General features: G+C 70.6%; 29 protein-coding genes. 10 read left to right on the top strand and 19 right to left on the bottom strand.

What is annotated here, in order from left to right; translation table 11 throughout:
• Nucleotides 1–11: 11 nt before the first annotated feature.
• The 4 genes from ORV05_RS34350 to ORV05_RS34335 are packed head-to-tail and all read right to left on the bottom strand — an operon-like array spanning nucleotide 12 to nucleotide 3,176.
• Nucleotides 12–983 (bottom strand): M56 family metallopeptidase, encoded by a 972-nt coding sequence (locus ORV05_RS34350; protein WP_268756027.1) that lies wholly within the window; start codon nucleotides 981–983, stop codon nucleotides 12–14.
• On the bottom strand, nucleotides 980–1,360 hold the full coding sequence (locus tag ORV05_RS34345) for a BlaI/MecI/CopY family transcriptional regulator (protein WP_268756026.1): 381 nt from the start codon (nucleotides 1,358–1,360) through the stop codon (nucleotides 980–982). The genes ORV05_RS34350 and ORV05_RS34345 overlap by 4 nt, the downstream gene beginning before the upstream one ends.
• Nucleotides 1,357–2,103: a polysaccharide deacetylase family protein gene (locus ORV05_RS34340; RefSeq protein ID WP_268756025.1), complete on the bottom strand. Its 747-nt coding sequence runs from the start codon at nucleotides 2,101–2,103 to the stop codon at nucleotides 1,357–1,359. The genes ORV05_RS34345 and ORV05_RS34340 overlap by 4 nt, the downstream gene beginning before the upstream one ends.
• Complete coding sequence (locus tag ORV05_RS34335; RefSeq protein ID WP_268756024.1) at nucleotides 2,100–3,176, bottom strand: glycosyltransferase; 1,077 nt, start codon at nucleotides 3,174–3,176, stop codon at nucleotides 2,100–2,102. The genes ORV05_RS34340 and ORV05_RS34335 overlap by 4 nt, the downstream gene beginning before the upstream one ends.
• 82 nt (nucleotides 3,177–3,258) lie before the next feature.
• Here ORV05_RS34335 and ORV05_RS34330 point away from each other — a divergent pair, with 82 nt between their 5' ends.
• Nucleotides 3,259–4,281, top strand: a complete 1,023-nt coding sequence (locus tag ORV05_RS34330) for a Gfo/Idh/MocA family protein (protein ID WP_268756023.1) — start codon at nucleotides 3,259–3,261, stop codon at nucleotides 4,279–4,281.
• A gap of 16 nt (nucleotides 4,282–4,297) precedes the next feature.
• Here the strand turns inward: ORV05_RS34330 and ORV05_RS34325 are convergent, their stop codons facing one another.
• The gene (locus ORV05_RS34325) at nucleotides 4,298–5,149 is read right to left on the bottom strand and encodes an endo alpha-1,4 polygalactosaminidase (RefSeq protein WP_268756022.1); all 852 of its coding nucleotides are present in this window, start codon (nucleotides 5,147–5,149) and stop codon (nucleotides 4,298–4,300) included.
• A 112-nt stretch (nucleotides 5,150–5,261) separates the two neighbouring features.
• Here ORV05_RS34325 and ORV05_RS34320 point away from each other — a divergent pair, with 112 nt between their 5' ends.
• The gene (locus ORV05_RS34320; protein ID WP_268756021.1) at nucleotides 5,262–6,161 is read left to right on the top strand and encodes a serine hydrolase; all 900 of its coding nucleotides are present in this window, start codon (nucleotides 5,262–5,264) and stop codon (nucleotides 6,159–6,161) included.
• A gap of 55 nt (nucleotides 6,162–6,216) precedes the next feature.
• Here the strand turns inward: ORV05_RS34320 and ORV05_RS34315 are convergent, their stop codons facing one another.
• The 3 genes from ORV05_RS34315 to ORV05_RS34305 all read right to left on the bottom strand — a co-directional run bounded on the left by ORV05_RS34315 (nucleotide 6,217) and on the right by ORV05_RS34305 (nucleotide 8,241).
• Nucleotides 6,217–6,723, bottom strand: coding sequence for a hypothetical protein (locus ORV05_RS34315; RefSeq protein ID WP_268756020.1), 507 nt, complete (start codon nucleotides 6,721–6,723; stop codon nucleotides 6,217–6,219).
• A gap of 191 nt (nucleotides 6,724–6,914) precedes the next feature.
• Complete coding sequence (locus ORV05_RS34310) at nucleotides 6,915–7,775, bottom strand: haloalkane dehalogenase (RefSeq protein ID WP_268756019.1); 861 nt, start codon at nucleotides 7,773–7,775, stop codon at nucleotides 6,915–6,917.
• Between the two features lie 13 nt (nucleotides 7,776–7,788).
• Nucleotides 7,789–8,241: a MarR family winged helix-turn-helix transcriptional regulator gene (locus ORV05_RS34305; protein ID WP_268756018.1), complete on the bottom strand. Its 453-nt coding sequence runs from the start codon at nucleotides 8,239–8,241 to the stop codon at nucleotides 7,789–7,791.
• 118 nt (nucleotides 8,242–8,359) lie between these two features.
• On the opposite strand from ORV05_RS34305, the gene ORV05_RS34300 reads away from it, so the two are divergent.
• Complete coding sequence (locus tag ORV05_RS34300) at nucleotides 8,360–9,037, top strand: SDR family NAD(P)-dependent oxidoreductase (RefSeq protein ID WP_268756017.1); 678 nt, start codon at nucleotides 8,360–8,362, stop codon at nucleotides 9,035–9,037.
• Between the two features lie 4 nt (nucleotides 9,038–9,041).
• Here ORV05_RS34300 and ORV05_RS34295 read toward each other — a convergent pair whose 3' ends face one another.
• On the bottom strand, nucleotides 9,042–9,407 hold the full coding sequence (locus tag ORV05_RS34295; protein WP_268756016.1) for a MerR family transcriptional regulator: 366 nt from the start codon (nucleotides 9,405–9,407) through the stop codon (nucleotides 9,042–9,044).
• A 64-nt stretch (nucleotides 9,408–9,471) separates the two neighbouring features.
• On the opposite strand from ORV05_RS34295, the gene ORV05_RS34290 reads away from it, so the two are divergent.
• Nucleotides 9,472–10,683, top strand: a complete 1,212-nt coding sequence (locus tag ORV05_RS34290; RefSeq protein ID WP_268756015.1) for an MFS transporter — start codon at nucleotides 9,472–9,474, stop codon at nucleotides 10,681–10,683.
• Here the strand turns inward: ORV05_RS34290 and ORV05_RS34285 are convergent.
• Nucleotides 10,652–11,224, bottom strand: coding sequence for a TetR/AcrR family transcriptional regulator (locus tag ORV05_RS34285; RefSeq protein WP_268756014.1), 573 nt, complete (start codon nucleotides 11,222–11,224; stop codon nucleotides 10,652–10,654). The two genes, ORV05_RS34290 and ORV05_RS34285, sit on opposite strands and share 32 nt — an antisense overlap.
• Before the next feature lie 59 nt (nucleotides 11,225–11,283).
• Between ORV05_RS34285 and ORV05_RS34280 the strand changes: the two genes are divergently transcribed.
• Both ORV05_RS34280 and ORV05_RS34275 read left to right on the top strand, forming a co-directional pair.
• Nucleotides 11,284–12,828, top strand: coding sequence for a class I adenylate-forming enzyme family protein (locus ORV05_RS34280; RefSeq protein WP_268756013.1), 1,545 nt, complete (start codon nucleotides 11,284–11,286; stop codon nucleotides 12,826–12,828).
• Complete coding sequence (locus ORV05_RS34275) at nucleotides 12,825–13,592, top strand: crotonase/enoyl-CoA hydratase family protein (protein ID WP_268756012.1); 768 nt, start codon at nucleotides 12,825–12,827, stop codon at nucleotides 13,590–13,592. The genes ORV05_RS34280 and ORV05_RS34275 overlap by 4 nt, the downstream gene beginning before the upstream one ends.
• Nucleotides 13,593–13,699: 107 nt before the next feature.
• Here ORV05_RS34275 and ORV05_RS34270 read toward each other — a convergent pair whose 3' ends face one another.
• Genes ORV05_RS34270 through ORV05_RS34255 form a run of 4 tightly spaced genes read right to left on the bottom strand, consistent with a single transcriptional unit; the run spans nucleotide 13,700 to nucleotide 18,041 of the window.
• Nucleotides 13,700–14,908 (bottom strand): acetyl-CoA C-acetyltransferase, encoded by a 1,209-nt coding sequence (locus ORV05_RS34270; protein ID WP_268756011.1) that lies wholly within the window; start codon nucleotides 14,906–14,908, stop codon nucleotides 13,700–13,702.
• Nucleotides 14,909–14,941: 33 nt separating this feature from the next.
• The gene (fabG, locus tag ORV05_RS34265) at nucleotides 14,942–15,682 is read right to left on the bottom strand and encodes a 3-oxoacyl-ACP reductase FabG (protein ID WP_268756010.1); all 741 of its coding nucleotides are present in this window, start codon (nucleotides 15,680–15,682) and stop codon (nucleotides 14,942–14,944) included.
• Entirely contained in the window at nucleotides 15,679–16,899 is a 1,221-nt protein-coding gene (locus tag ORV05_RS34260; protein ID WP_268756009.1) for a CaiB/BaiF CoA transferase family protein, read from the bottom strand. The genes fabG and ORV05_RS34260 overlap by 4 nt, the downstream gene beginning before the upstream one ends.
• Nucleotides 16,896–18,041, bottom strand: a complete 1,146-nt coding sequence (locus ORV05_RS34255) for an acyl-CoA dehydrogenase family protein (protein ID WP_268756008.1) — start codon at nucleotides 18,039–18,041, stop codon at nucleotides 16,896–16,898. The genes ORV05_RS34260 and ORV05_RS34255 overlap by 4 nt, the downstream gene beginning before the upstream one ends.
• A gap of 110 nt (nucleotides 18,042–18,151) precedes the next feature.
• Between ORV05_RS34255 and ORV05_RS34250 the strand changes: the two genes are divergently transcribed.
• Complete coding sequence (locus ORV05_RS34250; RefSeq protein ID WP_268756007.1) at nucleotides 18,152–18,940, top strand: IclR family transcriptional regulator; 789 nt, start codon at nucleotides 18,152–18,154, stop codon at nucleotides 18,938–18,940.
• Here ORV05_RS34250 and ORV05_RS34245 read toward each other — a convergent pair.
• On the bottom strand, nucleotides 18,930–19,685 hold the full coding sequence (locus ORV05_RS34245; protein WP_268756006.1) for a TetR/AcrR family transcriptional regulator: 756 nt from the start codon (nucleotides 19,683–19,685) through the stop codon (nucleotides 18,930–18,932). The two genes, ORV05_RS34250 and ORV05_RS34245, sit on opposite strands and share 11 nt — an antisense overlap.
• A 67-nt stretch (nucleotides 19,686–19,752) precedes the next feature.
• Here ORV05_RS34245 and ORV05_RS34240 point away from each other — a divergent pair, with 67 nt between their 5' ends.
• Complete coding sequence (locus ORV05_RS34240) at nucleotides 19,753–20,154, top strand: VOC family protein (RefSeq protein WP_268756005.1); 402 nt, start codon at nucleotides 19,753–19,755, stop codon at nucleotides 20,152–20,154.
• Nucleotides 20,155–20,206: 52 nt separating this feature from the next.
• Here ORV05_RS34240 and ORV05_RS34235 read toward each other — a convergent pair whose 3' ends face one another.
• Nucleotides 20,207–20,335: a hypothetical protein gene (locus ORV05_RS34235; protein WP_268756004.1), complete on the bottom strand. Its 129-nt coding sequence runs from the start codon at nucleotides 20,333–20,335 to the stop codon at nucleotides 20,207–20,209.
• A gap of 230 nt (nucleotides 20,336–20,565) precedes the next feature.
• Here ORV05_RS34235 and ORV05_RS34230 point away from each other — a divergent pair, with 230 nt between their 5' ends.
• Nucleotides 20,566–20,850 (top strand): DUF3040 domain-containing protein, encoded by a 285-nt coding sequence (locus ORV05_RS34230; RefSeq protein ID WP_268756003.1) that lies wholly within the window; start codon nucleotides 20,566–20,568, stop codon nucleotides 20,848–20,850.
• Here ORV05_RS34230 and ORV05_RS34225 read toward each other — a convergent pair.
• Complete coding sequence (locus tag ORV05_RS34225; RefSeq protein WP_268756002.1) at nucleotides 20,835–22,361, bottom strand: RyR domain-containing protein; 1,527 nt, start codon at nucleotides 22,359–22,361, stop codon at nucleotides 20,835–20,837. The two genes, ORV05_RS34230 and ORV05_RS34225, sit on opposite strands and share 16 nt — an antisense overlap.
• Nucleotides 22,362–22,444: 83 nt before the next feature.
• On the opposite strand from ORV05_RS34225, the gene ORV05_RS34220 reads away from it, so the two are divergent.
• Complete coding sequence (locus ORV05_RS34220; protein ID WP_268756001.1) at nucleotides 22,445–23,623, top strand: M20 metallopeptidase family protein; 1,179 nt, start codon at nucleotides 22,445–22,447, stop codon at nucleotides 23,621–23,623.
• On the opposite strand, the gene ORV05_RS34215 is transcribed toward ORV05_RS34220, so the two are convergent.
• Entirely contained in the window at nucleotides 23,599–25,536 is a 1,938-nt protein-coding gene (locus ORV05_RS34215; protein ID WP_268756000.1) for a class I SAM-dependent methyltransferase, read from the bottom strand. The two genes, ORV05_RS34220 and ORV05_RS34215, sit on opposite strands and share 25 nt — an antisense overlap.
• Nucleotides 25,537–25,616: 80 nt before the next feature.
• Nucleotides 25,617–26,075 (bottom strand): DUF6328 family protein, encoded by a 459-nt coding sequence (locus ORV05_RS34210; RefSeq protein ID WP_268755999.1) that lies wholly within the window; start codon nucleotides 26,073–26,075, stop codon nucleotides 25,617–25,619.
• Nucleotides 26,076–26,167: the final 92 nt, after the last annotated feature.

Below are 26,167 nucleotides of genomic sequence, written 5' to 3'. Positions count from 1 at the left end.
CTCCCGCGCCTTCAGACCTGGCCGCACCTTCGGTGCCGGCCTCCGCAGTGGTCGCCGTGCGGCCCGCCGTGGTTCACGTGCGCCGTTTCGATACCGGCGTGCAGTTCACTCGCCGCGTCGTAGGCGGTCCCGGCGGCCCAGCCGGCGATGCCCAGGACACTCACCATGCCCAGCAGGACCAGTGGCCCCAGGATGGGCCGGGTGGTGCCGTCGAGCAGCGCCGCGACGCGCCGGGGCACCGGTCCTCCGGTCGCGGCGAGCGCGAACGGGGCGTGCGCCCGGGTGGCCAGTGCCGCCTTGGCGACCGCGGTGGCCACGATCCGGCGGTCGCCGACGCGCCGGGCCGCCTTTTCGTCGGCCCAGCGTTCGAGGGAGAACCTGACCTGCTCGCCGAGGGGGCGGACGAGCGGGTTGAGCACGCTCGAAACCGCCACCACGGCGAGGAAGACGTGATGGCGCAGCCGCAGGTGCGCGTTCTCGTGCGCCAGCAGGGCGCTCCGCTCGGCCGGGGTCAGTCCGGCGAGCATGCCGCGGGAAACGACGATACGTCCGCTGCGCCCGGGGACCGCGAAGGCCAGCGGCTCCGCATCCGGCACCACGATCAGGCCGCCCTCGCGGCTGTGCCCGTCGAGTTCGTCGTGCAGGCGCCGCGAACGCCGCCGGTACCGCAGGACGGCCCGTGCCACCGCCGCCAGCGCGACCAGCAGGGCGCCCGCGCACAGCACCGACTCCGGCACGCTCACCGGGTCCGCGCCGCGAAGATCCGACGGGGACAGATCGATCAGCGCGGCGACGGTGGGGATCAGCATGAATCCGGCCAGCGCGGTCGCGAGCAGCGCGATCGTGCTCGCGACCGCGAAGATCGCGCAACTCGCGGTGAGCAGCCAGCTCGCCCAGTGCGGCGGGAGTTTCGGGGTCAGGAACCTCGCCACCGGCCAGGCCGCCAGCGGCGACAGGAACGGCGCGACAACCTCGAGGTTCATTCCTCGCCCTCGTGCCGCCGCAACAACTCCAGCAGCACTCGTTCGTCCGATTCGGACAGAGTGGACACGAACCGGGCCAGCACGCTGCCGCGATCGGGTTCGTTGTCCAGCACCTTCCGCATGCGACGGGCCGCGAGGCCGGCCTCGTCGTCGACCGCGCGATAGGCGAACGAGCGGCCGTGCTTCTCCCGCGTGACCACGCCCTTTTCGTGCAACCGGGACAGGATGGTCACGACCGTGGTGTAGGCCAGCTCCCCGGGCAGCCGGTGCTGCACGTCGCCCGCGGACACGGGCTCCTCTGCCTCCCACAGCACGGAAAGCACCTCGGCTTCCAGCTCGCCGGGCGCCCGCCGCGCACCACCTCGCCGATTCCTCACGTCCCGAAATCTACCGGGTCCCGCCGCCCGCGTGCCCGGACGAGACCGTGCTCGCCCAGCGGCCCGACCCGCAGACCGGCACGGTGACACTCGTCCAGCAGCGGGCCGAGCGCGTCCAGCGCCGAACGCCAGGAGCCCGGGCTCGCCGCGTGGTCGGAATCGTGGAGCAGGATGGTGCCGCCGCCGCGAAGGTCCTTCAGCACGGTCCGCCGCACCGATTCCCCGGTGGCCCGTGCCGTCCAGTCGAAACCCCAGCTCGTCCACAGCACGGGCGTCAGCCCGAGGCGTTTCGCCGCCACCAGCGCGCCGCCGCTGAACACCCCGTAGGGCGCCCGGAACCAGCGCGGACGCCGGCCGGTCGCCCGCTCGATCGTGTGGAGGGCGCGGGCCAGATCGTCGTGCACGCGGCGCGGTCCGTAGCGCAGCAGGCAGCGGTGTTCCCAGCCGTGCAGGGCGATCTCGTGCCCGGCGCCCGCGATCTCCGCGGCCAGGCCGGGCGAGCGGACGACCTGGTCACCCAGCAGGAAGAAGGTCGCCCGGACCCCCCGGTCGTCGAGCAGGCGCAGGAAATGCGGGGTGGACAGCGGATGCGGGCCGTCGTCGAAGGTGAGCGCCACATGCCCCGGATCGCCGATTCCGGCCAACCGGGGCAGGAACTTCTCGCGCAGCGGCGGCAGGAAGGCGGCGGCCGGGGCGGCGTGGAACGCGGCGCCCGAAAGCAGGACCGGGAGGAGGACCCTCATGCCGCCGTGACCTCCACCGCCGGGGCACCGGCCAGCCGTGCCAGCACCGTCGCGGGGTCGTCGCCGGGCGGGAGTCCGGCGGCCCTGGTGGTGAGCAGCGCGTCGGCCAGCGCGGCCGGGTCCGTGACCGCGGGCACCAGCCCGATCCGGTCGAGCACCCGGGCGTTGGTCCTGCCGTGCCCCGGCAGGCAGCGGTAGGTGATCACCGGCAGCCCGCTGGCAAGCGCCTCCAGGGTGGTGAGGCCGCCGGCGTTCTGGACCGCGACGTCGCAGGCCCGCATGAGCTCCGGCATGTCGTCCACCCAGCCGAGCACGTGGGGCACCCCCGCCGCGATCAGCCGGTGCCGCAGTGCCTCGTTGCGCCCGCACACCACGACCGGGCGGGCGACTCCGGTGGCCGACACGTCGGCGGTGATCGCCTCGACCTCGCCAACGCCCCACGAACCCGAGACCACCAGCGCGAGCCGCTCGCCGGGGCCGAAGCCGAACTTCTCCCGTGCGCGGTCGCGCTCCCCGGCACCGGCGGGCCGGAAGGAGGGCGCCACCACCGGCTGAGCGGTGATCGCCCGGGGCGCGCCGAGGTGCCGGGTGGCGGCCGCGGCATGCCGGTTGGGCGCGATGTGCAGATCGGCCCGGGAGGCGACGACCAGCCGGTGCACGGACGGATCGGTCAGGTAGACGGCCACCGGCGCGGGCAGCAGACCCCGGCGACGGAGGTCGCCCAGTGCCTGGCTGGCCAACGGATAGGTGGACACCACGAGCGCGGGCGCCGGGTCGAGCAGGGCGCGCAGCTTCGGCCCGGCCAGTGCGGCGAGCCTGCCCGCCAGCCAGGCCAGCGGGGCGGTGCCGAGTGCGGCGAGCAGCCAGTCCCAGCTGCCGGGCGCGATCTCCAGTTCGCGGTGGTAGGCGTCGCACAACCACTGGCCCAGTCTCCCCGGGAGCAGGTCGAGGAAGTCGTGACGATCGACGCGAAGCCCACGGGCGCGCAGACGGCGCGCCAGTTCCGCGGCGGCGCCGTCGTGACCCGCCCCGATCCGGGCGGAGAGCAGCACGACTCTTGCTTCTACAGCCATGTCGTAGTTCTACAGCATTGTAGAACTCAGGGACAGGGGAGGTTCGTGACATCCGGTCGCGGGGACTGAGAGGCTTGGCGGTATGGAGCCCATCCGCACCGCCGTCCTCGGCTTCGGCACCTCCGGCCGGATCTTCCACGCCCCGTTCATCGAAGCGGACCCGCGCTACCGGCTGGAAGCGATCGTCACGCGAAACGAGGCGCGTCGCGCCGAGGCCGCCGCGCGCCATCCCGCCACCCGGATCGTGGACGACGCGGACGCGTTGCTGCGGCAGGCCGGTGAGCTCGATCTGGTCGTCGTCGGTACCCCACCGGACACCCATGCCGCACTGGCGCACGCTTTCCTCGACGCCGGGACCGGTGTGCTGCTGGACAAGCCGTTCACCGTCACCGCCAGGGAAGCGCGCGAGCTCGTCACGAAGGCCGAACGCCTCGGACTGCCGCTGACCGCCTTCCAGAACCGCCGCTGGGACGGGGATTTCCGCACCGTGCGGACGCTGCTGGCCCGGGGCGCGCTCGGTGCGGTCTGGCGGTTCGAATCACGGTTCGAGCGGTGGCGGCCCGACCGCCCCAGTTCCTGGAAGACCGAAACACCCGTCTCGCGCGGCGGCGGAATGCTCTACGACCTCGGCTCGCACCTCATCGACCAGGCCCTGCAGCTGTTCGGCGACGCCGTGCCGGTGTACCGGGAGACCGCGACGCGCCGCGACGGCGGGGTCGCCGACGACGACACCTTCGTCGTACTGCACCACGAGACCGGGGTGCGTTCACACCTGTGGATGAGCAGCATGGCCGCCCAGCTCGGTCCCCGGTTCCGGATCCTGGGCTCGGCGGGCGCCTACACGAAGTACGGCCTGGATCCGCAGGAACCGGCACTGCTGTCCGGAGCCGGGGTGACCGACGCGTCGTTCGGGCAGGAGCCCGAGTCCGCCTGGGGACGACTGGGGATCGACGGGGCAGCGGAGCCGGTGCCGACCGAGCCCGGTGCCTACGCGGACTTCTACGCCGCTCTCGCGGAATCACTGCGCGGCGACGCCCCACTGCCGGTCGATCCGCACGACGCGGTCCGGGTGATCGAACTGATCGAGGAGATCCACCGGCTCTGACGGCGTCCCCCTCCGGTCAGCAACGCCGGTAGTAGTGGCCGTCCTCCCCGATCGCGACGAGCTTCCGGTCCCGGATGATCGTCGCTCGTGGACGGTCCGGACGAGCGCAAACCTCGTCGGCGGAACCGGGGAGACGGTCGGTGTACTCGATGTCGACGATTCGCTCCCCGTACGCCTCGCGGTAGGCACCACATTCGTCGAAGACGAGGCATTCCTCGGACACGGCGAAATCGAATCCGGCCTCGCGCCGTCCGCGGTCACCCAGTTCCGCCGCGTTCTTCTGCCCGATCGCCAGGCCCGCGGCATGCGCGGTACGAGCCAGCGCGGCGGCGAGCTCCAGGTTGTCCTCCATGGTCAGCTTGCCGTTCGAGCGGGTCGCGGAGTCCAGGTTGTCGATCTCCACCGCGGCGAAACCCGATGCGGCGCAGCGCGCGATCGCCTGGCCCGCGTACTCGGCCAGGCGTTGGCGCTTGCCGTCCGTCGAGGTGTCGAGGATGAACTCGTCTGGCCAGTCGGGATCGACCATCGGATCGCCGCCCGGCTCGCGCAGCACCAGATCGCCCCGCTCGCGCAACCACAACTCCCGATCGCCGGGCTGGCTCTGGAAACCGTTGACGTAGCAGATGTTGTACCGCCCTCGCGACGGCTGGGCGGTGCTGTCCCGTACCACGACCCGAACCTCCGCGGGCGGCTCGTAGGCGCCGCCCAACTGGTAGTCGAACGCCTCGCCCGCGGGAAACGGAACCGCCGTTGCGGAGGTCGAAGCGGGTGTCGATGCCGGGGTGATCACGCCTTCGTCCGACTGCACCGGTCCACAAGCGACAACGAGCGTGGTCAGCGAGATCAACGACAATGAAAGCGCTCGCACCACGTCATTCTCTCGTCCGGCGCCCCGGAACCCACCTCGGGGTGCAGCGTGGACATCCACCCGCTACCGTGCAAATCACACCAACTTGATGCAGAAAGTGTGGGTTTTTCACATGAAGAGACTCCGGCGGTTCGCCGCGATCCTGACGGGTGCGGCGGCGGCACTGGCCGTGGTCACGCCCGCCGCCTCGGCGGCGCCCCTCGACCTGCCGCACGGGATGACGGCCAGCTATCTCGCCCTCGACCAGGCGACCGGGCACACCTTCGGCCGCGGTGAGCACAAGCAGTACCGCTCGGCCTCGGTGGTCAAGCTGTTCATCGCGCTCGACTACCTCGAAGCACACGGCCCCGGCTACCAGATCCCGGCCGGGGACCTGAACCTGCTGCGGCCGATGCTGCGGTCCAGCGACGACGACGCCGCGAGCGCACTGTGGAAGCGCGACGGCCGGCAGGAGATCGTCAACCGGACAGTCGCACTGATCGGCCTGACCGACACCGCACCGCCGCAGACGAGTGCGTGGGGCGACACCGCGATCAGCGCCGCGGACATCGTCAAGACCTACCGGTACATCCTGCACCGGGCGAACCCGAAGTACCGGGACTTCATCATGGGCAACCTGCACAAGGCCACACGGTGCGCGTCGGACGGGTTCGACCAGTCCTTCGGCATCCCATCGGCGGTCGGGGAGTCGCCGTACGCGGTCAAGCAAGGCTGGGACGGTTTCGGCGACGCCCCGGCCCCCGGGCAGGAGTGCAAGAGCCAGGATCCCCACACCCAACGCGTGCTCAACTCCCCCGAAGTCCGTGCGGCGGCGAGGCTCGCATCGAGCGGGGACGACGGCATCGACCTCACCAGCCGCGCCATGCACACCACCGGCACCGTGGGGCCGCACGACCGCACCATCGTCGTCGTGCTGACGCTCGAACCGACCACGACCACCTGGCAGGAATCCGCGGAACGGATCACCAGGCTGACCCGTTACGTCTACCGGCACACGATCCTCGACGACTGACGTCCACAAAGGACGAGCGCGCGGGTCCGGCCTCGTGGCCGGACCCGCGCCGCGATCAGTGCGTCCAGTCCGCGAGGATCTGCTGGCGGGCCTCGTCGAGGGTGATCGTGCCCGCGCACACCTCCTTCTTCAGCGAGTTCTCCTCGGTGTCCTTGTTCTCGGCGGCCTGACCGCTGTCCGTGGTGCCCGCGCTTTCCCTCGGCTCGGGCCACAGGTTGTTCGGGTCCTTGGGCGCGCCACCGAGTTCGAGCGGGACCAGGTGGTCCTCTTCGAGTTCGGAGTTGGGGATGGATTCCTCGCCGTATTCGGGCTTCTGCTCGTTCTTGAGGTTCGTGGTGTAGGTCGACGGCGGGCGCACGGTGGCGGTCCACCCGGAGACGCAGATCGTCGAATCGATGGTGTCCTGCGTGACGTCCGGATTGAAGGCTCCCGGAGTGCACGAGGAATCAGCCTTGCCGTCCACGATGCCGCAGGTGGCGGCGAACGTGCTGGCGTTGGCCGCCGTACCCCCGGCCAGCACGAGGACGATCGAGCCGCAGACGGCGAAGAGTTGTTTGCGCATAAGGCGGTCCTCCCAGTCGAAGGGCCGCCCGCCGCGGCCCCGTCGACTGGAAATGATGGACAGCCACCACTGGCGCGAACAGATCTCGGTGGTGAATTCCAAACAAAAACAATACTAAAGTCGTTCCGAATCAACACACCGGGGAACCATTCCGGCATTCACCGGAAAAAGGAGTTTTCCGAAGAAGGGGACTAACCGCGGAAACCGTGGCGGTCCGCCCAGGCCGAAATGGCGGCCGCGATCTCCTCGGGGCGGTCCTCCGGGGCGTGGTGCCCGGCTTCGCCGCAGAAGACGGTCTCCAGCGCGGCGAAGGTGTTCGCACACCATTTGGCCACTTCCTCGCCGATGGCCAGCGTGGGCGAACCTTCGAAGGTCATCAGCAGTTTCGGCACGGACGGACTGGTGGCCATCCACTCGTCGTAGGCCTCGATCCTGGCGATGAGTTCGGCGGGTTCGCCGCCGAGCGGCATCTGACGCGCCCACGCCAGGATCGGACGCCGGCTTTCGGGCGTGGGGTACGGAGCGAGGTATTCCGCCAGTTCCTCTTCCGGCAGCGGCGTGCGCACGCCACCGGTGAACGCGGTACGCACGAACGCGTTCTGCTGGAGCACCATTTCCTCTCCCGCGCCGGGAGTGCGGATCAATTCGGTCCGTTTCTGCGCCTGCGGGGAAAGTTCCCCCCACGCCAACGGTTTCACGATGCTTTCGAGGAACGCGATACCGCGCACCCGGTCGGGATGCCGGGACGCCCAGTCGAAGGCGAGCGCGCCACCCCAGTCGTGACCGACCAGCACGACCTGGTCGAGACCGAGTGCGTCGAACCAGGCGTCGAGGTAGCGGGCGTGGTCGGCGAACAGGTACGGGATGTCCGGCTTGCCGGAGCGCCCCATGCCGATGAGGTCCGGCGCGAGCAGGCGCCCTTCTCCCACCTTCGGCAGCACGTTGCGCCACAGCCGGGAGGAACTGGGATTGCCGTGCAGGAAGACGAAAACAGGACCGCTTCCGGTGTCTTCGTAGTGCATGGTGGAGTCGAGAACATCGATCTCGGGCACGAGATCTTCCTTCCTAATCGAGTGGGGCTTCGAGTAATGCGGTGAGGTCGCGCATGAATTCGGCGGTGCGCGGGCCGTCGAGACCACCGAGGGGCGCGAGGAGACGACCCAACAGCACCTGGACGGCGGCGAGAGCCGGTCGGACCTTTTCGCGCCCCCGTTCGGTAAGCGCCAGCCGGACGGCCCGATTGTCCCGACGGTCACGAGTCCGTTGGATGAGCCCGTCCGCCTCGAGGGTCCTGGCCAGTTTGGACGTGTAGAGAGCCTCGAGGCCGGTGTAGTCGGCGAGTTCGCGCTGACTGGGGTTGCTTCCGGATCGCTGCATGCCGTACAGCGACGCGAGCAGCACGTACTGGGCATGAGTCAGCCCGAGGGGCGCCAGCGCCCGATCGACGGCCACCCGCCACTTGTTCGACAGCCGCCAGACCAGATACCCGGGCGTCGACCCCTTCGGTGCTTCGCTCATGCCAGATAATGTACATGGCTACTATGTACATGGCTACTATTTTTCCGCGCTTGACCTTGCCACCCGTGTCAGGCCTTAGCCTCCGCGTGTCACGATCCGACGCGAGGAAGAAGGAGCCATGCCGGTAGCGGCGATCATCGGGGCAGGCCCGGGAATCGGGCAGGCGGTGGCGCGCAGGTTTGCCCGGGAAGGGTTCTCAATCGCGCTGCTGGCGCGCTCGAAGACAACGGTCGAAGCCGCCACCGCGCAGCTCACGGGCGTTTCGACGCTCGCGCTGACCGCCGACGCCACCGACGAAACGGCCTTGCGCACCGCCCTCGACGCCGCCATCGGAAGGTTCGGGCTGCCGGACGTCGTGGTGTACAACGCCGCGCTCGTCAAACCCCACTCACTGGAGGGCACGTCCCTGCGCGACCATCTGGACGCCTGGGCTGTCAACGTGGGCGGGGCGCTCGTCACCGCCGCCCATCTCGCCCCCGCGATGGCGGAGCGCGGCAACGGCACCTTCCTCGTCACCGGCGGGATGCCGGAACCCAAACCGGAGTACAGCAGTCTCTCGCTGGGCAAGGCGGGCGTGCGGACGTTGGTCGCGCTGATCGACCAACGTTACGGGGCGGCCGGGGTGCACGCGGCGAGCGTGACCGTCGACGGTCCGGTCGCTCCCGGCACCGCCTTCGATCCGCGGGACATCGCCGAGCACTACTGGCGGTTGCACACCCAGCCGCCCGGAGGGTGGGACCACGAGGTCGTGCACACCGAGGAGATCGGCAGAGCGATGCGCGCGGCGGCGGAGTGAGCGGTCAGGCGCGGGTGCTGCGCACCGCGTCGAGGTATTCGGCGATGGCGTCGCGGTTGCGGGCCAGGCAGCGGATGCGGTCGGTCATCCGCTCCAGTTCGTGTTCGAGGGTGGCGAGCATCTCCGGTGTCGCGTCCTCGAAGTAGATGGTCCTCGGTTTGTCCAGGCAGGGCAGGATCTGCTTGATGATCCGAGTCGGCAGCCCCGCGTCGAGCAGGCCCCTGACCTGCAGCACGCGGTCCACGGTGGACTCTTCGTATTCGCGGTACCCGTTGGCCGCGCGGCAGGCGATGATCAGGCCCTGCTCCTCGTAGTAGCGCAACAGCCGTCGCGACGTCCCGGTCCGCTCGGACAACTCGCCTATCCTCATGTGCACCACCTCACAACCGGCCGGCTTGACCTTCACATCAATGTGAAGGTTTGAGCATATCGCCATGCAAGAACTCGGCACACGGCTTTCCGATTCCCCCAGCACCCGGATGCCGCTGCCCGCGCTGACGGCGCTGGCCACCGCGGCCTTCATCACCGTGCTCACCGAGGCGCTGCCCGCGGGCGTCCTCCCGGCCATGAGCACCGACCTCGGCGTCGGCGAATCCGCGATGGGACAGGCGGTGACGATCTACGCGGCCGGTACCGCGCTCTCGGCGATCCCGCTGACCGCGGTGACCGCGCACTGGCGGCGCAAACGCCTCCTGCTGGCCGGGGTCGCCGGATTCGCCGTGGCCAACACCGCCACGGCCCTGTCGGCCTCCTATCCGGTGACCATGGCCGCCCGGTTCGTGGCCGGGGTCGCGGCGGGCGTGGTGTGGGCACTGCTCGCCGGCTACGCCCGCCGCCTGGCACCGGAACCACTGCAGGGCAAGGCGATCGCGATCGTGATGGCCGGTATCCCGCTCGCCCTGTCGCTGGGCGTGCCCGCGGGCACCTTCCTCGGCGCGGCAGTGGGCTGGCGGGTCACCTTCTCGGTGATGTCCGTGCTCGCGGTGATCCTCCTCGGCTGGATCGTCGCGCTGGTCCCGGATCAGCCCGGCCAGCGACGGGAGGGCCGGATCCCGATCCTGGCCACACTCGGCGTACCCGGGGTGGCACCGATCCTGTTCGTCACCCTCGCCTTCGTGCTGGCCCACACGATCCTCTACACCTACCTGGCCACCTTCCTCGCCCGGCTGGGCATGGGCAGCGCCATCGACCTCGTGCTGCTGGTCTTCGGTGCGGCCTCACTGGCCAGCATCGCGATCGTCGGCGCGTGGATCGACCGCCTCCCGCGGAAACTGACCATCGCCGCCACCGTCGGAGTCGCCGTCGCGGCCGCGATCCTCGCCGTGACCAGCGAGAGCCGCCCGCTGGTGTACGTCGCGGTGACGCTGTGGGGACTCGGTTGGGGCGGGGTGCCGACACTGCTGCAGACCGCGGCCGGGGTCGCGGGCGGCGAGGCGGCGGACACCGCGCAGGCCATGCTCGTCACGCTATGGAACGCGTCGATGGCGGGCGGCGGGGTGATCGGCGGCGTGCTCCTGGACCTCACCGGCCCGGCGTCGTTCCCGTGGAGCGTGCTCGTCCTGCTGATCCCGGTACTGGCCGTGGTACTGGGCGCCCGGCGGCATGCCTTCCCGCTCAGGCGGACTCCTCCGGCGCCATCCGCGTGAGCCACTGCTCGACCACCGCGTCCGCCACCTCGGGGTTTTCGCGCAGCACGCTGGTCAACGCCAAGCCCCTGAGCAGCATGAGCAGGGCCTCGAAGGCGGTCCGGGTCTCGGCGTCATCCCGCTTCACCACGGCGAAGTAGGCCTGCCGGAGCTCCCTGCCGAGTCGCCGCTCGGCAGGGAGCAGCGCCGCCCGCAGGACCGGATCGGTGCGCGCGGTCATCCACAGTTCGAGTCCGGCCAGGAAGAGCGGACCGGACATCGCCTTGCGCAGTTCGGTGACCAGGTGGCGCAGCGAATCCGCCCCGGCCACCGCGACGCGGAACCGTTCGAGCTGTTCCTCGGCGATGTACTGGATCGCGGCGGCGAACAACTCGGCACGGGAGGCGAAGTGGTGCAGCAGCGCGCCCCGCGACACCTGCGCGCGCTCCTGGACGCGGTGGGTGGTGGTGCCGGAATAGCCGTACTCGACGAGGCAGCGCACCGTCGTGTCGAGAAGGTGCTGCCGGGTTCTCTCGCGCTGCTCCCGCCGGGTCGTGGACACGGGATCAGCGTACGAAGCGAGCAATTGACAGTCCAAATGGACTGTGAAATTCTTCGGCCATGCTCGCGGCGGAACTGGTGCGACGGGGTGCCCGGCGATTCTCGACCCGGGTGGCCGTGGTGGTCGGCGATCGGGAGTACACCTACGCGGAGGTGGACGACCGGGCCAACCGGCTCGCCAACGCACTGCTCGGCCTGGACCTGCGCCCGGGCGCCAGGGTCGGGCTGCTGGTGGACAACGGCGGCTGGTCGATCCCGCTGGACTTCGCCTGCCTCAAGGCCGGGCTGACCCGCGTCCCGCTCAACGCGCGGCTGTCCGTGCCCGAACAGGCAAGGATGCTGGACGAAACCGGCGCCCGCGTCCTCGTCCACAGCGCCGAACTGACCGAGCGGGCGGTCGCTCTCGCGGCCGAACTGGACGGGCTCCGCCTGGCCGGACTGGGCGAGAAGCAGCGCGCCGTCGATGTCGACCTCCTGGTGGAGGCCGAGGCGGCGAGCGGCGCGGATCCGATGATCCCGGTGTCGCCCGACGACGTCATGCTGGCGCTCTACACCTCGGGCACGACCGGAAAACTCAAGGCGGCCCAGCACACGCAGGCGAGCTACGCCGCGATCGTCGCGAACATCCTGGCGAACCTGGTCTCGCCGGGCCCGGACGACGCCATGCTGCACGCCGCTTCCCTCATCCACGCCAGCGGCACCTTCGTGCTGCCCTACTGGATCCGTGGCGCCAGGGCGGTCGTGCTGCCCGGCTTCGAACCACAGTCCTATGTGGATGCGATCGACCGGCACCGGGTGACGGCGGTGAACGTGGTGCCCACCATGCTCGGCATGCTGCTGTCGACCGGGGTACTGGACCGTGCCGATCTGTCCACGTTGGACACCATCGTGTACGGGGCCAGTCCGATGCCGAGGCCGATCCTGGAACAGGGGATCGACCGGCTCGGCCACCGGTTCGTGCAGTACTACGGCCAGACCGAAGCCCCGCTGTGCCAGACCGTCCTGCCCAAGGCCGACCACGCCGAGGGCGGCGCGCTGCTGGGCTCGTGCGGACATCCGGCGGTGGACGCGGAAATCGCGCTCACCGATCCGGCGGGCAACCCGGTGCCGCCGGGCGAGATCGGGGAGATCCGGGTGCGCGCGCCGTTCACCATGGCCGGGTACTACAACGCGCCGGAACTCGATGCGGAGACACTGGCCGGGGACGGCTGGCTGCGCACCCGAGACCTGGCCCGCCGCGACGAGCGCGGCTACCTGTACCTGGTCGACCGGGCCAGCGACATGATCGTGACCGGCGGCTACAACGTCTACCCCCGCGAGGTCGAGGACGCGCTCGCCGCGCATCCGGCCGTCGCCGAATGCGCGGTCGTGGGCGCACCCGACCCGACCTGGGTCGAGGCGGTCACCGCGTTCGTCGCACTCCGGCCCGGCGCTTCGGCCTCCCCGGAGGAACTGCGGGACAGCGTTCGCGCGGCACTGGCCGGGTACAAGGTGCCCAAGCGGGTGCACATCGTCGACGCGATCCCGAAGTCACCGGTGGGCAAGATCCTGCGCCGGGCACTGCGCGATCCACTGTGGACGAACACGGACGGGGAGGAATCATGAGCACCGTGCTCGTCGACCGGCACGGACCGGTCACCACCATCGGCATCGACCGTCCGGAACGCCGCAACGCCGTCGACCGCGCCACGGCCGAGGCGCTCGCCGAGGCGTTCCGCGCCTTCGAGCAGGACGAGGAGGCGGCGGTCGCCGTGCTGTACGGGACCGGCGGCACGTTCTGCTCCGGTGCCGACCTGACCGCGATCAGCGAGGGCAGGCCCAACCGCACCGCACGGACCGGCGACGGGCCGATGGGCCCCACCCGGATGCGGCTGTCCAAACCCGTCATCGCCGCCGTCAGCGGCCATGCGGTGGCAGGCGGGCTCGAACTCGCACTGTGGGCGGATCTGCGCGTGGCCGAGGAAACCGCGGTGTTCGGCGTGTTCTGCCGCCGCTGGGGGGTGCCCCTCATCGACGGCGGCACGGTGCGGTTGCCGCGGCTCATCGGCGAGAGTCGGGCAATGGACCTCATCCTCACCGGGCGGGCGGTGGACGCCGAAGAGGCACTGCGGATCGGGCTGGCCAACCGCGTCGTCCCGGCCGGGCAGGCCCTCGTCGCGGCACGGGAACTGGCCGGGCAGATCGCCGCGTTCCCCCAGACCTGCCTGCGGCAGGACCGGGCATCGGTGCTGGAACAGCACGGCCTTGACGAGGAACGGGCCCTGGCCAACGAGTTCGAGCACGGCCTGGTCTCCCTGGCCTCCGACACCGTCGCCGGTGCGACCCGCTTCGCCACCGGCGCCGGCCGCCACGGCTCCTTCGACTCGTAAGCGCACCCGCCCGGCGCACGCAGCCGTGCGGGGTCCCCTCACAGCCGTTACGACCGTGAGGGGACCCCGCACGGCCCTCGCCGGAGCCGGAGGCGGGAGCCGGGGGGTTAGAGGCGTTCGAAGACGGCGGCGAGGCCTTGGCCGCCTCCGATGCACATGGTTTCCAGGCCGTACCGGGCGTCGCGCCGGTGCAGTTCACGCAGCAGTGTCGCGAGGATGCGGCCGCCGGTCGCGCCGACCGGGTGGCCGAGCGAGATCCCGGACCCGTGCACGTTGAGGCGCTCGAAATCGGCCTCGGTGAAGCCCCACTCCCGTGTGCACGCGAGGACCTGCGCGGCGAACGCCTCGTTCAGCTCGATCAGGTCCACATCGGACAGCCGGAGCCCGGCCCGGTCCAGCGCCCGCCGTGTGGCGGGCACCGGGCCGATGCCCATGGTGCGGGGCGGGACGCCCGCGACGCCCCAGCTCACCAGGCGCGCCAGCGGGGTCAGGCCCAGTTCGGCCGCCCGCTCGGGCGTAGTCACCACGCAGACCGCGGCACCGTCGTTCTGCCCACTGGAATTGCCCGCGGTGACCGTGGCCTCCTGGTCGTCGGCGAGCATCACGGGGCGCAGCTTCGCCAGCCCCTCCAGCGTGGTGTCCGGTCGCACGTGCTCGTCGGTGTCGACGACCACCTCGCCCCGGCGGCCCGGCACGGTCACCGGGACGATCTCCTCCGCGAACACCCCGGCGGCCTGGGCCTTCGCGGCGCGCTGGTGCGAGGCGAGCGCCAGCTCGTCCTGTTCCTCGCGCGGGATGCGGTACTCGCGGCGCAGGTTCTCCGCCGTTTCCAGCATGCCGCCGGGCACCGGGTAGTCCTGCCCGCCCGCGGTGACCCGTCCGCGCGCGAGGCTGTCGTGCAGCATCAGCCCGGCACCGCGCACGCCCCAGCGCCCCTCGGTGCTGTACATCGGCGCGCGGCTCATGCTCTCCACCCCGCCGGCCAGCACCACGTCGCTCGCGCCGGTCTGCACCTGCATCGCCGCGTTGATCACCGCCTGCAGCCCGGAGCCGCAGCGGCGGTCCAGCTGGAGGCCGCCGGTCTCCACCGGCAGCCCGGCGTCGAGCGCCACCACCCGGCCGATCGCGGGTGCGTCCATGCTCGGGTAGCAGTTGCCGAGCAGGACGTCGTCGACGGCCTCGGCGGGCAGGCCGGTGCGGTCCAGGATGGCCCGGACCACGGCCGCGCCGAGCCGCTGGGCCGGCACGTCCTTGAAGGCGCCACCGAACCGGCCGACGGCCGTCCGAAGCGGGCTGCAGATCACCGCGTCACGCATGCTGATCGTCCTTTGTGTACTGTCGATGGCCGGTCACATGTACCGCCCGCCGGTGATTTCGATGGTCACGCCGGTGAGGTAGCTCGCCATGTCCGAGGCGAGGAACACCACCACGTCCGCGACCTCGTGCGGTTCCCCCGCCCGTCCCATCGGGATCTCGGCGAGTTTGGCGTCCCACACGTCCTGCCGCATCGCCTCGGTCATCGCGGTGCGGATCAGCCCGGGCTGCACGGCGTTGACCCGCACCCCCGCGTGCGCGACCTCCTTCGCGGCGGCCTTGGTCAGCCCCACGATCCCCGCCTTCGCCGCGCTGTAGTTGGTCTGGCCGATGTTGCCGACCTTGCCCGAGATCGAGGAAATGTTCACGATGGCCCCGCGGCCCTGCTCGCGCATGACCAGCGACGCGAACCGGGTGCCGAGCCAGGTTCCGGTGAGGTGCACGTCGAGCACCTCGCGGAAGGCGTCGAGCGTCATCTTCCGCATGGTCGCGTCCCGGGTGATCCCGGCGTTGTTCACCATCACGTCGATGGCGCCGTACTCGTCCACGCAGCGCGCGACCAGCGCCTCCACCTCGTCGGGCTTGGTCACGTCGCACCGGACGGCGACGGCCTTGCCCGGCCCGCCCAGTTCGTCCGCGCAGGCGCGCGCGGCGTCGAGATCGAGGTCCCCGAGCACCACCCTGGCTCCGTGCTCTATCGCCTTCTCCGCGATCGCCCTGCCGATTCCCTGCGCCCCACCGGTCACCACCACGGACCGGCCCGCCAGCAGATTCACCCTTCGCCCTCCTCATCAACAACACCGAACGCGAGCACGCCCTGCCCGGCCAGCTCGTCGATCCTCTCCGCGCTCAGCCCCAGTTCGGCCAGCACGCCGCGGGTGTGCGCACCCAGCGCCGGGACCGCGCCCATCCGGGCTTCCACGTCGGAGAACAGCACCGGGGGCAGCAGTGCCGGGACGGGGCCCACCGGGGTGGACACCTCGCGCCACCTGTCCCGCTCGGTGAGCTGCGGATGCGCGAGCAGGTCCCGCACGGAGTTCAGCCGGGCCGACGCGATACCGGCCGCGTCGAGCCTGCGCACGAGTTCGTCCCCGGGCAGCTTCCTGGTGCCTTCGGCGACCAGCTCGTCGACCCGTTCCCGGTTGCGTACCCGCGCGGCGTTCGTCGCGAAATCCGGATCGGCGGCCAGTTCCGGCCGGTCCAGCACCTCGGTCACCAGGCGCACCCAGCCCCGGTCGTTCTGGATGCCGATCAGCACGTCGGGTCCGTCCGCGGTGGGGTAGGCGTCGTACGGCGCGATCACCGGATGGCTCAGCCCCGCGCGCGGCGGGTTCCGCCCGGTGTGGGCGGTCAGGTACAGCGGGTGCCCCATCCATTCGGTGAGCGCGTCGAACATGGACACCTCCAGATGCGCCCCCGCGCCCGTGCGCTCGCGCCGGAACAGGGCCGCCAGCACCCCGGAGTAGACGTACATCCCGGCGGCGATGTCGGCCGTCGGGATGCCCGTCTTGGCCGCCGCCTCGGGCGTCCCGGTGATCGACACGAGTCCGGTTTCGCTCTGCACCAGCAGGTCGTAGGCGCGCCGGTCCCGATACGGGCCGGAGGAGCCGTATCCGGACATGTCCACCACGATCAGTTCGGGCCGCTCGGCACGCAGCGTCCCGGCATCGAGCCCGAGCCGTGCCGCCGCGCCCGGAGCGAGGTTCTGCACGAACACGTCGGCGCGGGCGATGAGCTGTCGCAGCAGCTCGCGCCCCTCGCCGGTCTTCAGGTCGAGCGCGACGGACTCCTTGCCGCGGTTGAGCCAGAAGAAGTGCGAACCGAGGCCCTTGACCGCGCTGTCGTAGTCGCGCGCGAAGTCCCCGCCGTCGACCCGCTCGATCTTGATCACACGGGCGCCCTGGTCGGCCAGGTGGCGGGTGGCCATCGGCGCGGCCACCGCCTGTTCCAGGCTCACCACTGTCACGCCGGTCAGCGGCAGCTCACCGGTCATCGAGCGTCCCGCAGCAGCTGGCGGGCGATGACCAGCTTCTGCACCTCGCTGGTGCCCTCGTAGATCCGGAACAGGCGCGCGTCCCGGTACAGGCGTTCGGCGGTGACGCCGCGGATGTAGCCGGACCCGCCGTGCACCTGCACGGCCCGGTCGGTCACGCGGTTCACCATCTCGCTGCAGAACAGCTTCGCGGACGACGGTCCGATCTTGGTGTCCTCCCCGCTGTCGTACCGGGCCGCGGCGTCGAGGACCAGCGCGCGACCGGCCAGGTACTCGGTGTGCGACTCGGCGAGGTGGGCCTGCACGAGCTGGTGGTCGCCGATGGGACGGCCGCCCTGCCGGGCGGTGGCGGCGTAGCCCACCATCTCCTCGATCGCGCGTTCGGCCATGCCGACGCAGATCGCGGCGATGTGCAGGCGGCCGCGCGCGAGCGAGGCCATCGCGGCGTGGAAGCCGGTGCCTTCCTCGCCGCCGACCAGCGCCGAAGCCGGTACGCGCACGTCCTGGAAGGAGACCTCGGCGGTCCAGGCACCCGACTGGCCCATCTTGTGGTCCCGCGGCCCGACGCTCAGCCCGGGCGTGCCCGCCTCGACCAGCAGCGCGGAGATCCCCTTGGTACCGGTGGCCGCCGGATCGGTCCTCGCGAACACCACGAACAGTCCGGCGATCGGCGCGTTGGTGATGAACCGCTTGGTGCCGTTGATGACGTACCCGTCGTCGTCGCGCACGGCACGGGTGGTCATCCCGCTCGGATCCGATCCCGCCTCCGCCTCGGTGAGCGCGAACGAAGCCACCACCTCGCCCGAGGCGAGCCGCGGCAGCCACCGCGCGCGCTGCTCCTCGGTGCCGTAGCGGACGAGTACCTGCCCGGCGATGCCGTTGTTGGTGCCGAACATCGAGCGGAAGGCGGGCGTGGTGTAGCCGAGCTCGAAGGCGAGCCGCACGTCCTCGCTCATCGACAGGCCGAGCCCGCCGTACTGCTCGGGAAGGGCCCAGCCGAACAGGCCCATCGCCGCCGCCTTCTCCCGGAGCGCGGCCGGGATCTCGTCACGCTCCTCGATGAGCGCCTCCTGCGGCACGACCTCCTTGCGCACCAGTTCCCGGACGGCCGCCAGCACGGCGCGGAACTCGTCAGCCTCCACGACACCTCCAGCTGTTTCATATATGAACCCAGGGTTCTGTTGTGAAACGCCGTGGTAGTATGACCGCTCCACCTCGCGCCTGTCGACCCCATCGGAGTCAGGAGAACCCCGTGGCCGAGCCGGAGTCCGCCTACTTCGTGCCCTCCGTGGACACGGCGGCCAGGGTGCTGGCGATGCTGACGCGCTACCGCACGCAGTCGTGCACGCTGTCCGAGATCACCAGCGCGCTGGACGTGTCCAAGACCACCTGCCTGCGCGTGCTGAAAACCCTCCAGGCCCACGGGCTGGTCGCCTTCGACGCGAACAGCAAGCGCTACTCCCTCGGCTACTACTGCGTGGTGCTCGGCTCCCGCGCCCAGGAATCCCTCGACTACCTGGCCGCGCTCCGGCCGCTGATGCGGGAATGCGCCCGCCGCACCGGCCACACCATCGTCTTCGCCCAGCGGGTCCCCGGCGACAGGCTGATGTACGTCGCCAAAGAGGACAGCGGGAATCCCATGCACATCAACGTGTCCGTGGGCAACCGCTTCCCGGTCACCGACGTGTCGTACGGGAAGTGGGTGCTCGCCTTCGCCGACGAGGCGGAACGGCGGCGGCTGCTCGCGAACGGCCTGCGCCAGGTGACGCCGCGCACGCGCACCGAACCGGACGAGTACCTGGCCGAGGTGGCCCGCCTGCCCGAACGCGGCGTGCTGGTGTCGCGCGGCGAATACCTGCCGGGCGTGCTCGCGGTGTCCTGTCCGGTGCTCGACTCCGGCGGCGGGCTGCTCGGGGTGCTGGTCGCGCTGGGCCTGTCCGACGCGGTGGACGAGGACGAACTGGACACGCTCCGCTCGGTCATGCGGGAGATGGGCACGCGCTGCCGGTTCGACGGCGGCGCGTCCGGATTCACGGCGTGATCAGCACCGCGAGCCCGTCGAGGACGCGTTCGAGTCCGAACCGGTAGGCGTGGTCCGGGTCGTGGGCGCTGCCGTGAGCCGCGCCCGCGGCCGAGCCGATCCTCGCCGCCCGGGGGTAGGCCTTCTCGTCGAGAACCCGTGACAGCAGCGGCTCATTGGCCTGCCACCACTGCTGGTCCGACATCGCGCTGTCGCTTCGGGCGGCGCGGGCGCCTTCCGCGGCGCGGGCGCAGGACTGGACGAAGGACAGCAGGTAGGTCAGGGCGTCGTCCGTGGTCACGTCGTCGAGGCCCAGCCCGTCGAACGCGGACAACTCGTGCTCGTACTTGCCCATCAGCCCGGGTCCCAGGGTGGGCCGGAGGGTGGAGACGCCGGCCGCCCACGGGTGCGCGCGATACAGCTCCCGGTTCTCCTCGGCGATCTCGGTGAGCCGACGGCGCCACGGCCACCCGCTGGTGTCGGTGCGCCGCATGCGCAGGTAGGCGGTGTCGAGCATGAGGTCGAGCAGTTCGGCCTTGCCCGGCACGTAGGTGTACAGCGTCATCGGCGCGACGCCGAGCGCCTGCGCGACCCGTCGCATGGTCAGGGCGTCCAGCCCCTCGGCGTCGGCGATGGCGGTCGCGGCGTCGACGACCGCGTCGATGCTCAGGCCCTGCCGGGGTCCGCGTTTGGGCGGCGTGGTCTCCCGCCACAGCAGGTGCAGGGTCCGGGCCGGGTCACCGGCACCGCTCCGTTCGGTCGCCATGCCCCGATTGTTGCGCACCTTTCTTCGTACTATGTACATTGTACGAAGTACGGAGAAAAGGAGTAGTATGCGGATCACCTCTTCCGCCGTGTCGCTCAACGTCGACGACGTCGCGGCGTCCAGCCGGTTCCTGCGCCGCCATTTCGGCTTCACCGAGCAGATGGCCGCCGACGGGTTCGCGTCACTGGCCAGGGAGGACGCCGGACTCAACGTGATCTTCCTGAGCCGCGGGCTGCCGACCCTGCCCGCCGACCAGCGGGACATCCACGCCGCGGGCCTGATCCTCGCCTTCGTCGTCGACGACCTCGAAGGCGAACTCGAGCGCCTTCAGCGCGAGGGCGTGACGATCACTGCCCCTGACCGTCGAAGAGTGGGGCGAGCGGGCGTTCCAGGTCCGCGATCCCAACGGCGTCATCGTCCAGCTGGTCGACTGGAAGGGCAACGCCTGACGGTACGGGTGGTGAAATGAGAACGGGGCCGGAAATCACCTCCGGCCCCGTGTCTTTTCTGTTATCCGGCAATCACTCTTCGTGCTGAGAAGCCTGCTGGGGTGACTCGATCGCGTCGCCGAGGAGCTGCTCGAGGTCGATCTCCGCGGTCAGCGCGGCGAAGATCGGCGTAGCCTCCAGCTCTTTCTGACTCACGCTCATGTCCGTACCTCCCTCACCCGCCTGAGCTGCGGCTCACGCGGTTCGTGGTGCCGCCAGAAGCGCCCATCCCCTCGCTTTTTTCTGGCAACGGTGTTAACTCGGGGTAATATTACCTACTTACCGCCAGCAACTAGCCGACAACCAACGCATTTCACACCGGGCGCCGTCCCGGCCGTGCCGTGACAACGGCCCCCGGCCGGGACCATAATGAATCAAGAGGCGGTGCGGCGATGGCACTTCACGGCGAAGAGCAGCGGCGACTGTCCGAGATCGAGCGGCAGCTCGCCGAGGAGAATCCGCGCCTGGCTCAGCGGCTCGCCGAGCTACGGCCGATGCGGATCCCCACTGTGGTGCTGGCGATCCTCGGTGCGCTCTGCTCCATGGTCTCCGGCCTGTTCATCCTGGTGGCGGCCGCCCAGGTGCACTCGGGCTTCCTGATGGCACTGGGCACGGCGCTGGCCTCGGGCGTGCCCACCGCGATCCTGTGGCGCACCTGCCTCTACCGGGTGCGCTGACCCTTCCGCACGATCCGGAACCCGGCATCGGCCAGGATCTCCGGCAGCGCCAGCACGACGTTGCGGTCCTTCTGGCGCTCCGCTTCGCCCAGCTCGTCCCATGGCCGCAGGTCCGGATGCAGCTTCGCCTCATTGTCGCGCACGGCGCCGTAGCGCCAGCCGTCCGACTGCCGCTCCGCCATCCACCGGTCGTGCTCGCTCACCGCGAGCAACTCGACCTCCTCCGGGGAGAAGACGAACGGCACCTCCTCGAGGCTGGGCACCGCGGCACAGCCGACCAGGGCCAGCTTGCGCTCGATGTCCGCCGCCTGCGCACGGTTGGCGTCACGCAGCGTCTCCGGCAGGTCCTCCCACGGCACCAGGGAGGAGTTCGTCGCGGGGGTCTGCCCCAGCGCGGCCTGGTCTCGCAGGTAACGCCGGTGCACGGCGCGCGCCAGCGAGTCGGTGATCCGCTCGGATAGGTACACGCTCGCCATGTCCAGCACTCCTACGAACCTCAACCGGTCTTCCTGACCGTGCTGCACCATCATCTCACCCACGCCGGCCAGCTGAGCCATCCGCACGATGACGGTTCCCCTGGTCGCGTCCACCGTGGCGGCGGCGGTGAGGCCGTCGCGTAGCGCCCTTTCCTCGTCATCGTGGCAAACGAAAACACGGTGCACACCTGGTTCCGGATGGTAGACACCGGCCACGGTCACGGTGCAGGCCTCGGCGAAGAACGGGTGGCGGGCCCGCAGTTCGGCCACCACGGCGCTCCCGTCCGGGTCGACGACGGTGACCGGGACCGGGCCCCGCCGCGCCCGGGCCGCCCGGCGGCCGAGTTCGAGCAGCAGGGCGCGGCCGAACGCGCTCAGCCCGATGACCACCAGGCGCTCCCCGTCGGGCTGTTCGGTGGCCAGCACCTTCTTGGCCGCGACCCCTTCCAGCGAGAAGAAGTCGACCTCCATCCCCTCCCGCCAGCGCCCGCCGCGCAGCGTGTCGCCGAGTTCGGGATCCGCGACGTGGGCGTGGACCTGGAGCGGCGCGTGCGCCTTGCGCGGTACCTGGCTCGCGGCCAGTACCGTGGCGATGTTGGCCGGAGTCTCGTCGGCGCACGCGTACAGCCGGGCGGCCCTGGCCAGCCCCACCTCGGTCAGCACCCTCGGTGTGCGCGCGCTCGGCACGGTGACCACACGGTGGCCGTCGTCGGTGAGCCGAGCGGCGAGGGTCTTCGCCGCGTCGGAATCACCGCACACCACGATGTGCCGGGAGCGGCGGCGTGCGCGCTGCCGGGCGATCTCGCTGGCGAACAGCAGCCTCGCGGCCTCCAGCACGGCGTAGGCGGTGACGGCCGGGGTGAGGAACCGGCTGATCTCCAGCGGCCACGGATACGGGCCCCCGTTGGTGACCGGACCCGAGTTGATCACGAACAGCTGCAGGTCGTAGTAGACGAGATCGATCGGGCGGTGGGCGAAGGTGGTGCTTGCCGCGAGGTACTCCGCCAGGCCGAGATAGCCCAACACCAGGGACACGACGGTGAGGGCGGCGAAGGCGAAGCGAATCAGTACCGCCGGTCGTGACGTCAGGGTGTCCTCCGTCGGTTACAACTGGAGCGGTGCCCAGTCTGGAACGGCTTCTCCGGCTCGTCGACCTCGAAATCCCGGCCGCGATCGCCCTCCGGGAGCGGCTGCACGCCGTCCCGGAAACCGGTTTCTCCGAATTCCGCACCGCCGAGCTGGTCGCCGAGGCGATGCCGGTCGAGTGCACCCGGGTGGCGAAAACCGGCCTGCTGGCCCGGATCGGCGGGCCGCGCGGCGTGCTCGTCCGCGCGGAACTGGACGGCCTGGCTGTGCCGGAGGAGACCGGCGCCCCGTTCGCCTCGGCCAACGGGTGCATGCACGCCTGCGGGCACGACGTGCACCTCGCGGCCCTGGTCGCGCTGACCCGCGCCGCTCACCTCCTGCGCGACGAGCTGCCCGCGCCGTTCGTCGCGGTGTGCCAGCCGAGCGAGGAACGCCACCCCTCCGGCGCGGTCGCGCTGCTGGCCGACTCCGAGCTGGCACAAGGGTTCGACGCGGTGGTGGCGGCCCACCTGCACCCGTTGATCGCCTGGGGATCCGTCGGGGTGGAACCGGGCGCGGTGAACGCGGCGGCGGACGCCGCGGAGATCGTGGTGACCGGGGAAGGCGGTCACGGCGCCTACCCCCATCTGGCCACCGATCCGGTGCTGGCACTGGCCCAGACCGTGGTGGCACTGCACGGCCTGGTGGGCCGGCGCATCGATCCCACGCACGCGGCGACGCTCACCGTCGGCAGGCTCGAAGCGGGCACCGCGGAAAACGTCATCCCCGCGCAGGCCCGCGCCTGGGCGACCCTGCGCGCGCTCGACGCCGCCGACCAGGCCGCGCTCCGCACCGCGTTCGTGTCCACTGTGGAGGGTGTGGCCGCGGCACACGGGTGCACCGCCACCGTGCGGTTCACCAAGAGCGACCCGCCGCTGGTCAACGACGAAACCCTGGCACGGCTGGCGGCGGAGCTGGCCCCGGCGGCCGGGCTGCGCGTCGCTCCGCCATGGCGCTCCTGCGGCGGCGACGACTTCGCGCACCTGAACCGGCTCGGACCGGCGCTGATGGCCTTCGTGGGCCTGCGGGACGCGCCCGGTTTCCGCCCACGGCCCCTGCACCACCCGGAGTTCCTGCCACCGGCCGAATCCGTCCGCCTGGTCGCCCGTGCCCAGGCGCTGGCGTACTTTGCGGGAGCCCGGTCGGCTCACGGCACCGAGCGTTCCTTCTGAAACACCACGATGCGGAAGGGCAGGGTCGGCGCCCCCACCACCTTGACCCGGGTGCGGAACCCGTGCGCCTCGGCGGCCTTGCGCAACAGCGACACCGGCGCGGCACTGGTCATGTCGGTGTTACCCGCCATGTAGCCGTCGACCTCCTCTTCGGCGAGGCCGTAGCGGATCATCCACTCCCGCCACTTCTCCATCGCCGAGGCGCCCCGCCGGTCCCCGTTGACACCGAACACGTCCGCGAAGATCAGCGTCCCGTCCTCGGTGGTGTGCTCGGCGGAGTTGGCGAAGAACTCGTCCAGCGTCTCGTCCGTGGGATCCGGCCCGATCAGGAAGTGCATCACCAGCGAACCGAACACCACGTCGTAGCGCCCGTCGATGTCCTCCCAGGCGGTGCCGCGCACGAGCCGCATGTCCAGCCCGGGCTGCTGTTCCGGCCGCAGCATCTCGCGCGCGTACTCGACCATCTGCTCGGCCCGGTCCACCCCGCGGTACTGCCGGACCGGGCCGTGGTGCTCCAGCTCGTAGAACGGCCGGTTGATGTTGCGGATCCAGGGCACGATCTCGCTGGTGAGCCGCCCGGTGCCGTACCCGAGCTCCAGCACGTCCACCGAGCGCATGCTGTCCGCGTAGATCCGCAGGATCTCCCGGAACACGGTGGCCGCGCAGTCGCGGATGAGCTGGGCGTAGCGCGGGATCCAGCACCGGATGTGCCGCTCGTAGAGGTCGAAGTAGTCGGGCGAGCGGAATTCGGTCTCGCTGGTCCAGTCCTCGTCCCAGTGCCCGACCCCGGTCCTGGCCAGCCAGGCCCGGCGCAGGTCGACCACCTTCATGCTGGGCTCGAACCGCACCGCGCGGGACTTGATCGAGTCGTAGAACTGGGTCGCGCTGGCATAGCGCAGTGTGTTGCGCTCGATGACGAGCTGGCGGCCGTCGATCCGGCCGGGATTGGGCCGGTACCCGCCGATCAGGTCCGGGTCGAGCAGCAGCAGGTGGTGCCCGACCGCACCCGGGCCCATCGGGTGCACCTCGCCCGGCCGCAGCTCTTCCCTCGCCGCGATGAAGATCTCGTACGGGCCGGTGCGATGCCGGGCCTGGTGCCGGCGCCACAGGTCGATGTGGCGGGCCAGCTTGTCCTCGTTTTCGAAGAACCACGACCAGTCGATGAGGAAGATGCGCTCGCTGACGTTCGCGGTCATCTCCTCGGGGTGATCGGGCGTCCAGAACTGCTCGGTTTCGTCGGTGAGGTCGGCGATCGCCCGGATCTGACCGCCGTCCCAGCCGCGCAGGCTGGAGAAGCTGGGCAGGTAGTAGTCGGCGTCGACGACCAGTTGTGACGCACCACCCGAGTCGAGCTCGAGCGCCAGCGCGTCCGCCCAGCCGCCCAGCAGGTGCAGGCTCGCGTGCTCCTCGGTGTAGCCGTCGATGAACTTGTTGATCTGCTCGTTCAGCGCGTTGCGGCCGCGCCGGGCGGACCGCTGGCCGGGCGAGAGCGTGGTGAGGACGAGCTTGCCGAGCCAGTCGGTGAACCGCGCTTCGAAGGCGGCGAACCCGTCCTCGTCGCCCGCGTCGCTCGGGTACGCCAGGTAGTCCGGCTCACCGAAGTTCTCCGGCAGCCGCTCGGACCCCGCCTGCTTGACCACCACCAGCGGCAGGCGCAGCGCGTGCGTGAAACCGGCCTCGTAGGCGAGGTTCGGACGCTGCTTGCTGCCCTCCAGGATGACCAGATCCGATTTCAGCAGCTCGTCGCTGACCTTCGCGCCGATGTCCTTGTTGACGCTCTGGTTCTCGTTCCAGTCGTAATAGTCGAACCCGTGTTCGGCGAGCTTGGCCTTCATCACCGACAGGGCCTTCTGCACCGCGTCCGGTGAACCTGCCTGGGTGGACCAGGCGAGAAAAGCGGTGAGCCGGGTCAACGAGACCTCCGGGAATGGTGTGAGAGACCGCCAGTGTATCCATCCGGGCACACTCCGGAGGCGGAAAGCGGATATTGGGGTCAGCGCCGCGCGATGAGCGAGGGGACGACGAACCAGAGCAGCACGAACACCAGTGCGCCCAGGCCGCCCACCACGATCATCGCGATCGGCCCGTACACCACCTTCGCGATCAGGGCGACGGTGTCGACCACCGCGGCCGCAAGACAGACCAGCCCGGCCAGCACCGCGCGGTTGCCCGCCTCCACGATCTCCAGCCGGAACCCGCCGCGGAACAGCATCCGGTGCCAGGCCGCTGGCGCGGTGAGCAGGGCCGTCGAGGTCGCCGCGAGGATCACGGCGACCAGGTGCATCCCCTTTTCGATCCCGCTGGCCTGCCGGAACTGGGCGGTGAACACGACCGCCAGCAGGAACCCGAACAGGATCTGCACCCCGGCCTGCGCCACGCGGAGTTCGCTGAGCAACTCGCTGACATTGCGGGCCAGCCGCTGGTTCGGCGTTTCCTCGTCCTCGCCGGTCACCCCGTTCAGGGTAGAAGACCGCGGCGCGCCCGGCAGCGTTGTCCACTGTGGATTTCTCGTCGCCGCCGAGAGCCCGGCAGGGCGGCCGCGAC

It is taken from the genome of Amycolatopsis cynarae, assembly GCF_026802195.1.
In the GTDB taxonomy this organism is placed as follows: Bacteria; Actinomycetota; Actinomycetes; order Mycobacteriales; family Pseudonocardiaceae; genus Amycolatopsis_E; species Amycolatopsis_E rhizosphaerae.
Note: the sequence above shows the minus strand (reverse complement) of the source record. Positions and strands in the feature narration are given on the sequence as shown.

Excerpts from the sequence above, each read along its gene's own strand:
- ORV05_RS34350 (WP_268756027.1), bottom strand. The coding sequence starts at position 983 with ATGAACCTCGAGGTTGTCGCGCCGTTCCTGTCGCCGCTGGCGGCCTGG.
- ORV05_RS34340 (WP_268756025.1), bottom strand. The coding sequence starts at position 2,103 with ATGAGGGTCCTCCTCCCGGTCCTGCTTTCGGGCGCCGCGTTCCACGCC.
- ORV05_RS34335 (WP_268756024.1), bottom strand. The coding sequence starts at position 3,176 with ATGGCTGTAGAAGCAAGAGTCGTGCTGCTCTCCGCCCGGATCGGGGCG.
- ORV05_RS34330 (WP_268756023.1), top strand. The coding sequence starts at position 3,259 with ATGGAGCCCATCCGCACCGCCGTCCTCGGCTTCGGCACCTCCGGCCGG.
- ORV05_RS34320 (WP_268756021.1), top strand. The coding sequence starts at position 5,262 with ATGAAGAGACTCCGGCGGTTCGCCGCGATCCTGACGGGTGCGGCGGCG.
- ORV05_RS34315 (WP_268756020.1), bottom strand. The coding sequence starts at position 6,723 with ATGCGCAAACAACTCTTCGCCGTCTGCGGCTCGATCGTCCTCGTGCTG.
- ORV05_RS34305 (WP_268756018.1), bottom strand. The coding sequence starts at position 8,241 with ATGAGCGAAGCACCGAAGGGGTCGACGCCCGGGTATCTGGTCTGGCGG.
- ORV05_RS34300 (WP_268756017.1), top strand. The coding sequence starts at position 8,360 with ATGCCGGTAGCGGCGATCATCGGGGCAGGCCCGGGAATCGGGCAGGCG.
- ORV05_RS34295 (WP_268756016.1), bottom strand. The coding sequence starts at position 9,407 with ATGAGGATAGGCGAGTTGTCCGAGCGGACCGGGACGTCGCGACGGCTG.
- ORV05_RS34290 (WP_268756015.1), top strand. The coding sequence starts at position 9,472 with ATGCAAGAACTCGGCACACGGCTTTCCGATTCCCCCAGCACCCGGATG.
- ORV05_RS34280 (WP_268756013.1), top strand. The coding sequence starts at position 11,284 with ATGCTCGCGGCGGAACTGGTGCGACGGGGTGCCCGGCGATTCTCGACC.
- ORV05_RS34275 (WP_268756012.1), top strand. The coding sequence starts at position 12,825 with ATGAGCACCGTGCTCGTCGACCGGCACGGACCGGTCACCACCATCGGC.
- ORV05_RS34270 (WP_268756011.1), bottom strand. The coding sequence starts at position 14,908 with ATGCGTGACGCGGTGATCTGCAGCCCGCTTCGGACGGCCGTCGGCCGG.
- ORV05_RS34260 (WP_268756009.1), bottom strand. The coding sequence starts at position 16,899 with ATGACCGGTGAGCTGCCGCTGACCGGCGTGACAGTGGTGAGCCTGGAA.
- ORV05_RS34245 (WP_268756006.1), bottom strand. The coding sequence starts at position 19,685 with ATGGCGACCGAACGGAGCGGTGCCGGTGACCCGGCCCGGACCCTGCAC.
- ORV05_RS34240 (WP_268756005.1), top strand. The coding sequence starts at position 19,753 with ATGCGGATCACCTCTTCCGCCGTGTCGCTCAACGTCGACGACGTCGCG.
- ORV05_RS34235 (WP_268756004.1), bottom strand. The coding sequence starts at position 20,335 with ATGAGCGTGAGTCAGAAAGAGCTGGAGGCTACGCCGATCTTCGCCGCG.
- ORV05_RS34230 (WP_268756003.1), top strand. The coding sequence starts at position 20,566 with ATGGCACTTCACGGCGAAGAGCAGCGGCGACTGTCCGAGATCGAGCGG.